The 12,077-nt window shown below is 45.8% G+C and carries 8 protein-coding genes; 3 read left to right on the top strand and 5 right to left on the bottom strand.

Going from position 1 to position 12,077, the window contains the following annotated elements; translation table 11 throughout:
* Positions 1-80 precede the first annotated feature (80 nt).
* Positions 81-1,832, top strand: coding sequence for a membrane-bound lytic murein transglycosylase MltF (gene mltF / locus D1Z90_RS16555; protein WP_158587172.1), 1,752 nt, complete (start codon positions 81-83; stop codon positions 1,830-1,832).
* A gap of 128 nt (positions 1,833-1,960) precedes the next feature.
* Here the strand turns inward: mltF and tadA are convergent, their stop codons facing one another.
* Positions 1,961-2,458 (bottom strand): tRNA adenosine(34) deaminase TadA, encoded by a 498-nt coding sequence (gene tadA, locus D1Z90_RS16550; protein WP_269777048.1) that lies wholly within the window; start codon positions 2,456-2,458, stop codon positions 1,961-1,963.
* 251 nt (positions 2,459-2,709) lie between these two features.
* On the opposite strand from tadA, the gene D1Z90_RS16545 reads away from it, so the two are divergent.
* Positions 2,710-5,643 (top strand): M12 family metallo-peptidase, encoded by a 2,934-nt coding sequence (locus tag D1Z90_RS16545; RefSeq protein ID WP_119911906.1) that lies wholly within the window; start codon positions 2,710-2,712, stop codon positions 5,641-5,643.
* A 908-nt stretch (positions 5,644-6,551) separates the two neighbouring features.
* Here D1Z90_RS16545 and guaA read toward each other — a convergent pair.
* Positions 6,552-8,132 carry a glutamine-hydrolyzing GMP synthase gene (gene guaA, locus D1Z90_RS16540; protein ID WP_119911905.1) on the bottom strand — a complete coding sequence of 527 codons (1,581 nt, stop codon included), beginning with the start codon at positions 8,130-8,132 and terminating at the stop codon, positions 6,552-6,554.
* 85 nt (positions 8,133-8,217) lie between these two features.
* Positions 8,218-9,681 carry an IMP dehydrogenase gene (guaB, locus tag D1Z90_RS16535; RefSeq protein ID WP_119911904.1) on the bottom strand — a complete coding sequence of 488 codons (1,464 nt, stop codon included), beginning with the start codon at positions 9,679-9,681 and terminating at the stop codon, positions 8,218-8,220.
* A gap of 161 nt (positions 9,682-9,842) precedes the next feature.
* On the opposite strand from guaB, the gene xseA reads away from it, so the two are divergent.
* A complete protein-coding gene (gene xseA, locus D1Z90_RS16530) occupies positions 9,843-11,177 on the top strand; it encodes an exodeoxyribonuclease VII large subunit (RefSeq protein WP_119911903.1) in 1,335 nt (444 codons plus the stop codon).
* A gap of 1 nt (position 11,178) precedes the next feature.
* On the opposite strand, the gene D1Z90_RS16525 is transcribed toward xseA, so the two are convergent.
* Entirely contained in the window at positions 11,179-11,649 is a 471-nt protein-coding gene (locus D1Z90_RS16525; RefSeq protein ID WP_119911902.1) for an MEKHLA domain-containing protein, read from the bottom strand.
* 194 nt (positions 11,650-11,843) lie between these two features.
* Positions 11,844-12,071: a zinc ribbon domain-containing protein gene (locus D1Z90_RS16520; RefSeq protein WP_119911901.1), complete on the bottom strand. Its 228-nt coding sequence runs from the start codon at positions 12,069-12,071 to the stop codon at positions 11,844-11,846.
* Positions 12,072-12,077: the final 6 nt, after the last annotated feature.

Raw genomic sequence — 12,077 nt, 5'->3', positions numbered from 1 at the left:
AGCTTTGCAGCCAAACAGATGACTCTATGGTGGGAACCTGATATAAAAGAATGGTCGTAACAAGGATGTCGTGCAGTACTGTGAATAAATATCTCTTGCAGCCAGTCTTATTTTTGTTGTTCGCCATTATGCTATCTGCCTGTGAACCATTGCCTAGCGATACTCACATGCAACAAATCAAACAGCGTGGCGTGCTTCGCGTTGGCACTTTAAACACCCCGGTGAGCTACCTCTATGAAGGAGAGCAATTATCTGGCTTAGATTATGAGCTGGCTATCGCGTTTGCCGAGCGTTTAGACGTCAAACTGGATATGTCACCGGCGCTATCAATCGACGAATTGTTCAAAGAGCTGGATACCGGCAATATCGATCTGATTGCCGCAGGCTTGACCCTTACTCCAGAGCGAGCGAACAAATACCGCAGTGCCCCACCTTTTTACGAAGTCGCGCAAACCTTGGTCTACCGCACCGGCTCTAAAAAGCCACGTAAGTTTGAAGACATCGACGCTCCGGTATTAGTATTAAAATCGTCGGCCCACGAGGAATTTTTAACGCAATTAAAGTCTGAGCACCCTCACCTTAGTTTGCAAGCTATCGACGAAGAAGATCCGGCCGAGTTACTTAAACAAGTAGAAGACAGCGAAGCAAGCTATGCGCTGGTAAACGACGTGGTACTCGCGCGTTCGCAAAGATATTACCCCAACCTCGCAGAAGGCTTTAGCCTTGAAAACAAAGAGCCTGTGGCTTGGTTATTGAAAAAAAACATTGATGATAGCCTCTACGCTGCTTTGATAGAATACATAGGTGAACAGCATCAAGCAGGCGTGGTAGCCAAGTTAGAAGAAAAATACTTTGGCCACATCAAACGCTTTGATTTTGTGGATACCCGCAGTTTCTTACGCGCGGCAGAAAACGTATTGCCTGATTACAAAGCTTTGTTTGAAAAATACCAAACAGAAGAGTTTGACTGGATCTTACTGGCCGCCACCAGCTACCAAGAAAGCCATTGGAAGCCTAACGCCAAAAGCCGCACAGGGGTACGCGGAATGATGATGCTCACCAACAATACCGCCAAAATGATGGGAGTAAAAAACCGAGTAGATGCCGAAGAAAGTGTACGAGGCGGCGCCAAATACCTGACTTATATTCTATCCCGCATACCCGATAGCATCGACGAGGATGAAAAAATTTGGTTTGCCTTAGCTTCTTATAATCTAGGCTTTGGCCACGTAATGGATGCCAGAAGATTAGCGCGCAGTTTAGGTAAAGATCAAGACAACTGGTCTGACGTTAAGGATATTCTACCGCTATTACAACGCAAAAAATGGCACCAAAAAACCCGTTACGGTTATGCCAGAGGTGGCGAAGCAAAACATTACGTCAATAACATTCGCCAATATCAAGAAAGCTTAACCTGGCTGGTGAGAAAACAAGCAAGAGATAAGTTATTCGAACAACAGTTAGCCTTGCACCCTTGGGTTGAGCTGAGTGAATCCTTGACTGCGCCAAATAGCACACTAACCGACGAAACAACAACCGCAGACAAAAAGCCTGTTACTGAGGAAAAACCCTCCGCTGCAAAAGGGAATAAAGAGCCTTCAGCTAGTAAAAAGCCCTCAGCTAGTAAAGAGCCCTCTGCTGGTAAAGAGCCTTCAGCTAGTAAAAAGCCCTCTGCTGGTAAAAAGCCCTCTGCGACTAAAGCTCCTGTGGCAGATGAGAAACCAATTAAAAAGGAGCCCGGCGACAAACAAAGTGATACCGAAGCCTCAGCAACGGTTGAAACACCCGCAAACTCTACCCCTTCAGCTAAAAGCCTAGATACACCAAATTAGCCATAACTATAGTATGGCTACATACGCCACAGTTGCGTCAAAAACAGTGGCCTCAACAACAGTGACTTCAAAAATAGTCCCTTGATAAAAGCACAAGCCAAATGCTATTTAGCAGCATACTGTCAAAGCTATGTTTCGGCTTGCTGCTTGGCAGCCTTTTTGGCGGCCTTGTGCTGGGCCCGGCGCATTTTAAAAAATGCACTAATTTGTTCGCTGCACTGCTGTGCCAATACCCCTGCTGTGATCTCGGCTTGATGATTTAATTGAGGGTGAGCAGCAATGTTAAATACGCTCCCCGCCGCGCCTGTTTTAGCATCGCTGGCACCATATACCAAACGCTTCACTCGGCTATGTACAATTGCACCAGCGCACATGGGGCAAGGCTCTAGCGTGACGTATAAAGTGGCATCAACTAGGCGGTAATTTTCTACCGCGCGCCCTGCTTGAGTAATGGCCATCATTTCAGCATGCCCGGTAGCATTATGATCACAAATAGAGCGGTTATATCCCTCCCCTATAATGCGGTCGTTTAACACTACTACCGCGCCCACAGGTATTTCACCCAGTTGCTGCGCTTTGTCAGCCAAGGCTAACGCGTGTTGCATCCATTTTTCATCTTGTTGCACAAGGTACCCTTTTATTACTCACTGATATCGAATTCGGCAGAATCGTAAAAGCCGTCAAAAATGTCAAATTTAATCTAACTGTCATCACCAAAAGTTCTCAAAAAAACCTAAAGAAAAGTTACAGGCAATTGTTTTTAATACAAAAATAAATTAACACTTTAAATCTTCAGTTTTCCATTAAGCAAGTTTTCAGCCGCCAAAATACAATGCAATCCGTTCCTACTTCTTGATCATTTTGGAGATTTCCTAACATGTACAATGCTGTTAAGCATCTTACCACTGCGGCCATTATTGGTGGCTTGTGTACTCAACTGGCATTCGCAGGCCCGCAACATAATCATAGCCACCAGCCAGCTCCACAGTTCTCAGCATTTCTCTCACAATCACACATTATGAGTGACCAGTTTGTTAACTTAGACGTTCAAGATAGTTTGAGTTTTGAACTGCCTGAGCTGGGCATGGTAACCGCTGTATTAACCTCTCGGGTTGTTCGAGCAGACGGCTCTTTCTCTTGGTTAGGTCAACTGCAAGGTGACGTAACCGGACAAATTGCGCTGGTTGTTAATCAAGCCAGTATCACAGGTCAGGTGATGCTTGACCAAGCGCAATACAGTATTTACAGTCAAGGCCAAGGCTTAGTTGAAATTAAATCGCTGCCTATTTTGAGCTTACCAGAAAGTGACGGTATTCCCGCACCGACCTCACCCTCCTCCCGCGCTCAATTTCAAGTACCAGCCGCCCTAGCAGCAGGCAAAAGCAATATTGATATTCTGGTGGCTTACACCTCAGAAGCAGAAGCTGAAAGTACTACCAGCATTAAAGATGAAATTCAGTTGGCAGTCGATATCACCAACCAAGCATTTAGCAACAGTAATATCGATATTCAATTGAACTTGGTATTCACATACTTAACCGATTACCAAGAAAACCCTGCCACTTGTAATAAGATGAACACCCCATTAACGCAGCTGCGCTTACCAAACGATGGCGTAATGGATAATGTCAGCAGCTACCGTGAAAAATACGGCGCAGATTTGGTGTCTTTATGGCTCAGAGACGGCTGTGGTTATGGTGGTTTAGGCTATGTTATCCCAGCAGACTCTGCCGATGGCGGAGACTGGGCATTTACGACAATGGCGCGTTATTACGGCTTACACCAGTTAGCACTCGCTCATGAAATTGGTCATAATTTATCTGCATCCCACGACCGCGGCGTAGATCCTGAACACCAGGGCTATAATATTGGCTACGTCGATTACAGTAACCGTTTTCGTACCATCATGGCTTACAACCAGTCATGTTTTGATCAAGGGTATAATTGTACTCGTGTGCCACACTTCTCTAACCCAGCAATTGATTACGAATATCTGCCAGGTCAATTTGCCACCACAGGTGTCGCGATTGGCCTTCCAGAGCAAGCCGATAATGCGAGCGCATTTGCGAACACTCGCCACCAAGTAGCGGCTTTTCGCGATAGCAGCGGTTGTAACCCACAACATTTGCAACTATTTAGCCAAGCCCCCCTTTCCTTAGCACAGTACCAAGTTAATGAAACAATGCCATTAGCCGTGACTGTAGAGAGCTGTGGCCAGAAGGTAATTGGCGCCGAAGTCAGCGCTAACATATTTAATGAAACCGTGACTTTATTTGACGATGGCCTGCATCAAGACGGACAAGCAAACGACGGTATTTACGGTGGAGCTTGGCAGGGTAAAACTCACGGCGAGTACCGCATTGAATACCATGCCGTAAAAGGCAGCCAAGTTTCTGCCGCGCGCTCAGTTGCAGTGTCGGTCAACGCTGATTACATCTTAGATATCTCAGCTAAAGCCACGGTCACCGCCAGTAATGAATACAGTGCAACGTACGCTGCGGAAAAAGTGATAGATGGTAACACTGGGACATTTTGGGCAACTCGCAACTCTCTCTCTGAGAGCATCGATCTTAGCTGGTCACAAACCTACCAAATTGAGTCGGTTACGGTTAACTGGGCTAACAAATATTACGTTAATCAATTCCATGTGGAAGCGCTGCAAAATGGCAACTGGCAAAAAGTCAGTGAAGACATTATTGGCGACCCGCAAACTAACTTGGTACCGCTGAACATTACCGCCGATGCGATTCGTTTAGTGTTAACTAAACCGGCAAGCGACTTTTACGGCATTGGTGAAATTACGGTATTTGGCAAAGACCTGAGCGGCGATAACACGGCTCCAAGTATTGAGCTAATTTACCCTCAAACTGGCGTCACTATTCGCGAAGGTAATAACAGCTTAAGCTTGGTTGCCAAAGCGACAGATGTTGAAGAAGGTGATATAAGCCAAAAAATTGTCTGGTCATCCGACTTACAAGGCGAACTGGGACAAGGCGGTCAAGTCAATGGTATTTCATTGACTGCAGGCAGCCATGTTATCACCGCAAGTATTACTGATTTATCGAATTCAACAGATACTGCGTCATTGATCATTAATGTTGAAGGGGCAGCTAATACACCACCTGTACTAGAAATTCTGTCGCCACGCTATAAGGCTTCTCAAACAGCGGGCAGTCAATGGCAATTAAGCGCCGATGCATTTGACCAAGAAGATGGCAATATCAGCCAGCAAGTACAATGGTCATCGGATCGGGACGGTTTACTGGGTACAGGCGCGAATATCAGCGCAGTCTTAAGCGAAGGCAGCCACACTTTAAAAGCCCTTATCACTGACAGTAAAGGCGTGGAGGTATTTAAGTTTACCCAAGTCGTAGTTAAGCCAAACGAAGTACCAAACACCGCGCCAACATTAAATATCATTGCACCGCAAAATAACGTAGCACAAGCAGAAGGCAGCCAATGGTTACTGAGCGTTGATGCATTTGATGCCGAAGACGGCGATATTGGCCCGCAAGTAAAGTGGTCATCAAGCATTGATGGAGCTTTAGGTACCGGCGCTAGTCTGAATATCGTACTGAGCGCTGGTGAGCACGTGCTGCAAGCCAATGTTGCTGATAGCCAAGGTCTTGAGGTAATTGCATCTACCCAAGTTGTGGTCATTGCAAGCCCGAGTCAAAACTCTTGGGAAAAAACCACTGTTTACCGCAAAGGGGATGAAGTCGTTTACCAAGGCCAAACATATCGCGCGAAATGGTACGCACAAGGTGATGTACCGGGTGCCACGCAGTGGGGTCCTTGGCAAGCCTTGTAAGTTAACCACTTGATGACTTTTCAGCAAACGCGCGAAAGTCATCTCGAAATAATAAAAGCCACTCTTACAAGAGTGGCTTTTTTTCTCGCACAAAGCTCAGCAAGCAGCTTGTTCGATAAGACGCTCACCAAGCCATTAAAAATGATCGTTAGCCATCACCCTGACAAAGTAAATTGCGACAGCGTAATCCCTTTGAAACGCTCGAGTGTACTGACTCACATTCACTCGCAATTACCCCTTTGTGAACCGATCTATTACAATTTCGCAGCTACACTGCCACTTGCTGTACAGTTAAAGAAGCCTTACAACGGTTAGTCTTCAAAGCCCCTCTCTATAAAAAAATGTATAAACCATCTCATTGGGTTGAAGCGAAATGCGGTAGATCCTGCGCCCTTAGCTCTGGGAAGGACTCATTGCATTATCAACAAAATTCAGACTCTACTTGCAACAACACCTAGCAAGTTACGAAGCCCTTGAAAATGAGCGCTTAAATGCTCTTTCTAGCAGCAAAGGCAAGCCGGGCGCCTGCATCACCCTTGCCAATACTCCATGTCTGACAACCAGTCAACGGCTTTCACAAGTCCAGCTCAACTGAGTGACCAAATCCTTGAACAAGCACTGAATCTCGGGCCATTGCACAAGATTTTATGAAGCATTGGCAAGCTCAATTGTATGCTGATAAACGTCAGCATACAGCAGCGGCGAGATCTACATTGCATTGCCAATACTGAAATAAACTAAACAAGAAACTGACTTAATGAATACTTTACAGTGTGCAGAAAGGAGATGTTACCCAAGAACGGCTTGATGGGGTTAAGTCTTTAGGTTAAAAACAAAAAAAGTCCGCAGCTACGCGGACTTAAGTGTAGTTTATTGCCTGTTAGTGCCAGCGCTTGCTAAACGGAGGATTATTCCCACTCAATCGTCGCAGGTGGTTTGCCTGAAACATCGTACACAACCCTTGAGATGCCATCAATTTCGTTAATGATGCGGTTAGATACATGGCCGATTAACTCATATGGCAGGTGTGACCAACGCGCCGTCATAAAATCGATAGTTTCAACACAACGCAGTGATACCACCCAATCGTACTTACGACAATCGCCCATTACGCCTACCGAACGCACAGGTAAGAAAACCACGAAGGCTTGGCTTACTTTATGGTATAGGTCAGCTTTATGCAGCTCTTCGATAAAGATAGCATCGGCGCGGCGAAGTAAGTCACAGTATTCTTTTTTCACTTCACCTAGAACGCGCACACCCAAACCAGGACCAGGGAATGGATGACGATACAGCATGTCATATGGCAGGCCAAGCTCTAGGCCAATCTTGCGCACTTCATCTTTAAATAGCTCACGCAAAGGTTCAACCAAGCCCATTTCCATGTCATCAGGCAAACCGCCTACGTTATGGTGTGACTTGATTACATGTGCCTTGCCAGTTTTAGAGGCTGCAGATTCAATAACATCAGGGTAAATGGTACCTTGCGCTAACCACTTTGCGCTTGATAGTTTCTTCGACTCTTCATCAAAGATATCAACAAAAACATGGCCAATCGTTTTACGCTTTTGTTCAGGATCACTTTGCCCAGCCATCGCATCAAGGAAACGATTTTCGGCATCAACATGCACAATGTTCAAACCAAAGTGGTCACCGAACATCTCCATGACTTGCTGACCTTCGTTCAAACGTAATAAACCGTTATCGACAAACACACAGGTCAGTTTATCACCAATAGCACGTTGAATAAGCATGGCTACAACCGATGAATCAACGCCACCAGACAAACCGAGAATAACCTCGTCGTCACCGACTTGCTCTTTAATGCGAGCAACAGCATCTTCAATAATTGACGCTGACGTCCACAACGCGTCACAACCACAAATGTCTTTTACAAAGTGAGACAGCATGCGCTCACCTTGACGAGTATGAGTTACTTCTGGGTGAAACTGTACGCCGTAGAATTTCTTCTCTTCATTAGCCATTGCCGCAAATTGACAAGTCGCCGTGTTAGCAACCGTAACAAAGCCTTCGGGGATTTGTGATACTTTGTCACCGTGGCTCATCCACACGTCGAGCAAAGGTTTACCATCTGCAGACACTGCGTCTTCAATTGCTTGGAATAATTGCGATTGAGTTTGTACCTCAACTTGGGCGTAACCAAATTCGCCTTCGCCTTCGCCCTTGATGACTTCGCCACCCAATTGTTTCGACATGGTTTGCATGCCGTAACAAATACCCAATACAGGTACACCGGCATTAAACACATATTCAGGAGCACGTGGCGAGCCTTCAGCAGTCACACTTTCTGGGCCGCCCGCAAGGATAATACCGTTAGGGTTAAACTCTTTGATGTCAGCTTCTTCGACATCCCAGCTCCAAAGTTCACAGTAAACGCCAATTTCACGAATTCGACGCGCAATTAACTGAGTATATTGAGAGCCAAAGTCCAAAATAAGAATACGATGATCGTGGATGTTTTTAGTCATATTTCCTGCAACTCCAGGCAAAAAAGATTTCATTAAAAATGACAAAGACGGCCAGTTGGCCGCCTTGGTCTAATTATTCGTCAGCTTAGCCGCCACTGCGATAGTTTGGCGCTTCTTTACTGATGGTTACATCGTGCACGTGGCTCTCGCCCATACCTGCACTGGTGATTTTGACAAATTGTGGCTTAGTGCGCATTTCATCAATGGTAGCACTGCCGGTTAAGCCCATCGAAGAGCGTAAGCCACCCATTTGCTGGTGCACAATTTCTTTTAGGCGACCTTTGTAAGGTACACGGCCTTCAATGCCTTCTGGTACTAGCTTGTCTGCCGCGTTATCTGATTGGAAGTAACGGTCTGATGAACCTTTAGACATGGCACCCAAAGAGCCCATGCCGCGGTAAGACTTAAATGAACGACCTTGGTATAAAATTACTTCACCAGGCGCTTCTTCAGTACCGGCAAACATCGAGCCCATCATGACGCAGCTTGCGCCAGCAACTATGGCCTTGGCGATATCACCAGAGAAACGAATGCCGCCATCTGCAATCACAGGAATACCTGTACCTTCTAGGGCGTCAACCGCGTCAGAGATAGCCGTGATTTGTGGTACACCACAACCGGTTACGATACGAGTAGTACAAATTGAACCCGGGCCAATACCTACTTTTACTGCGTCCACACCAGCAGCGACAAGGGCTTTAGCACCTTCACCGGTTGCTACGTTACCGCCAATAATTTGTAAATCTGGGTAAGCTTCACGGGTCTCACGAATACGTTGCAGTACGCCTTCAGAGTGACCATGTGAAGAGTCAATCAATAGCACGTCTACACCTGCAGCAACAAGTGCAGCAATACGCTCTTCATTGCCAGCGCCAGCACCGACTGCAGCGCCTACACGAAGACGACCCAGCTCATCTTTACAAGCGTGCGGTTTACGCTCCGCTTTTTGGAAATCTTTTACCGTAATCATGCCTTGCAGCTTAAACTTATCGTTCACTACCAGTACTTTTTCAATACGGTTATCGTGCATCAGTTTTAATACTTCTTCACGTGGGGTATCTGCTTTTACTGTGACTAAGCGATCTTTTTTAGTCATAACTGCTGACACAGGAATAGAAAGATCTTCTTCAAAACGCACGTCACGGCTAGTCACAATACCAACAACGTCATCGCCTTCAACCACAGGGTAACCGGCAAAGCCATGTTGCTCGGTCAACGTTTGAATTTCACGCAATGTCATTTCAGGAGAAACAGTAATAGGATTTGCCACTACACCGCTTTCATAGATTTTAACCAAACGCACTTGCTCAGCTTGTGCTTCGATTGACATATTCTTATGAATAAAACCAATGCCGCCCTCTTGCGCCAATGCAATGGCGAAGCGCGCTTCAGTTACAGTATCCATTGCCGCAGAGACAACTGGAATGTTCATGGTAATTTTACGGGTAAGACGAGTAGACAGGTTAGCCGTATTAGGTAGAACCTGTGAGTGAGCCGGTACCAATAGTACGTCATCAAAGGTTAAAGCTTCTTTCGCGATTCTCAGCATTGCAATATCTCAACAAAGGTGGTTGGGAGTAGAATATTGCGACTGGATTATATGGCTTTGTGCGCTATTTCACAAATATAATTTGCAACTATTTTAATACTCATATTTGCATCGTGGCGTCAAATGCTATCATAGCCGTTTTTCTTGCTACAAGGTTTGCCATGAACAGCGTTTATTCCGTTAGCCACCTTAACCGTGCAGTGAAACAGTTATTAGAATCTGGTCTAGGTACGGTGTGGCTCAGCGGTGAAATTTCTAACCTGGCCATGGCAGCTTCTGGTCATTGGTACCTCACCTTAAAAGACAGCCAAGCACAAGTAAAAGCAGCAATGTTTCGCGGGGCTAATCGAAAAGTCAGCTTTAAGCCGGCGAACGGGATGCAGGTACTGGTTCGAGCTAAACTAAGCTTGTACGAGCCTCGTGGCGACTATCAACTGATAATCGAGTCGATGGCTCCTGAAGGTGATGGCCTTCTGCAGCAAGAGTTTGAACAATTAAAAATGCGCCTCGCGGCTGAAGGCCTGTTTGCCAATCAACACAAACAAACATTACCTTCCATGCCAAAAAGCGTCGGCATTATTACTTCGGCTACTGGCGCGGCCTTGCACGATATCGTGTCAGTATTAAAGCGCCGTAACCCCGCATTAAGCATTATCGTTTACCCAAGCCAAGTACAAGGTAAAGCGGCTACACAAAGCTTGGTACAAGCATTAACCTTAGCCAATACTCGCAACGAAGTAGACGTGTTGGTGTTTGGCCGCGGCGGCGGATCCTTAGAAGACTTATGGTGCTTTAACGAGGCCGACGTTGCACGGGCTATTTTCAATAGCCGTATCCCTATCATTAGCGCCGTTGGCCATGAAGTAGATGTGACCATCAGTGACTTTGTCGCCGATGTAAGGGCCGCTACGCCTTCTGCGGCAGCAGAGATTCTCAGCCAAAGTGCTGAGCAATGGCAGCAGCAAATCCGCACTCTTGAAAATCAACTCGTTGCCACTTTGCAGCTGCGCTTAAGTAAGCACAAACAAACTTTACTTCATCTTGAACAAAAGATGCAGCAATACTCGCCGCAAACGCAATTACAGATGCAATCTCAACGCTGCGATGAGCTGACAATGCGATTGCATCAAAGTATGCAACGACAATTAACTCAAGGAGATAAACGATTGGCCATGGCTGAAGCAAAGCTTAAACAATTTAGTCCGCAGCAAACTTTGCAACAATACCGTTTACGCCATCAACAAGCTAAGCAGCGCCTTAGCCAAGCGATGCAAGTATTATTAAGCCAAAAACAATCACAACAACACCAACAAATGCAGCAACTCAACACAGTGAGTCCACTCGCCACGCTTAGCCGAGGCTACTCAATTTCATCGGATAAGCAGGGCAAGTTAATTCGCAGTACAGCCCAGGTCAACTCAGGTGAGCGCATCACCACTCAAGTGACAGATGGGATTATTACCTCAGAGGTCGTGTCGAAGAAACTTACCAAATAAACTATTGTGATAACCAACGCCAAGAATGAAACATGGCCGCTTGGCCATAGTATTTTTGCTGTTGGTCGTACAAATTCCACACTTTAGCTTGTTCAATATAAAACCGTTTGCCACTGGCAGAAATACGGACACCAGTGTAATTATCTATGTACCCATCCTCACTCACCTGTGCTAATAGCTGATTACGCTCTGCTTGCGTCACGGCTTGTGCAGAATAGCGAGAAGGAAGCTGGGTAAAGCTTGCTAAGTCCATTTCAAACAAACTAAGGGCCGTGGTATTCGCAAAATTAAATACAGGATCGGCCTGCGTGCCATGGGAGACTAATGCAAAATCTGCCTGCTGTAAGGCTTGCAATAAATCAGCAGATGCAATGGGTTTTGCAATCAAAGGGGCCCCAAAACAACGCTCAAAGTTCTGTTGTAAAATCAGCGCATGTTGCGCTGCAAAGCTGAGTGTTTGTCTTGCTGGCATGATTATCCCTTTATTTTGACTTTATATTGACCTTAGATACAACCGTAATTCAGCCGGAAAATACCTCTATTCTCCACTGAGCCAAATAAAACAAAACAGTATTTGATAAATAAAAGCGGTTGCAGAAATGACAAGGCGTGAACTTGTAAAAACGCTGCCTGTCATCAAGGCAGCGTAAAGGTATTGAGAAGGGCTTATTGCGGCGTCAGCCGGTAATCCGCGCTGGATTTAGATTTCATTTCATTACATTGATTGCAAAAGAAATCTACAGCACCGCAGGCCTTTAACAGCTCAAGGCGGTCACCACACTGATCACAGTGTACCTGTGCTTGATAACCTTGTTCACAAGCAGCGCATTGATAAACAAACTTACCTTGATACGTCATAATTTGCTGACAACTGGGACAAGCTAATTCTTTCATTGCGCT

Source organism: Motilimonas pumila (genome assembly GCF_003596335.1).
Lineage (GTDB): Bacteria > Pseudomonadota > Gammaproteobacteria > Enterobacterales > CBDFNC01 > Motilimonas > Motilimonas pumila.
The sequence above is the reverse complement of the archived record's forward strand: the minus strand, read 5'-3'. Positions and strand labels throughout refer to the sequence as shown.

Coding starts and splice junctions, on each gene's coding strand:
- D1Z90_RS16545 (WP_119911906.1), top strand. CDS start 2,710: ATGTACAATGCTGTTAAGCATCTTACCACTGCGGCCATTATTGGTGGC.
- guaA (WP_119911905.1), bottom strand. CDS start 8,132: ATGACTAAAAACATCCACGATCATCGTATTCTTATTTTGGACTTTGGC.
- guaB (WP_119911904.1), bottom strand. CDS start 9,681: ATGCTGAGAATCGCGAAAGAAGCTTTAACCTTTGATGACGTACTATTG.
- xseA (WP_119911903.1), top strand. CDS start 9,843: ATGAACAGCGTTTATTCCGTTAGCCACCTTAACCGTGCAGTGAAACAG.
- D1Z90_RS16525 (WP_119911902.1), bottom strand. CDS start 11,649: ATGCCAGCAAGACAAACACTCAGCTTTGCAGCGCAACATGCGCTGATT.
- D1Z90_RS16520 (WP_119911901.1), bottom strand. CDS start 12,071: ATGAAAGAATTAGCTTGTCCCAGTTGTCAGCAAATTATGACGTATCAA.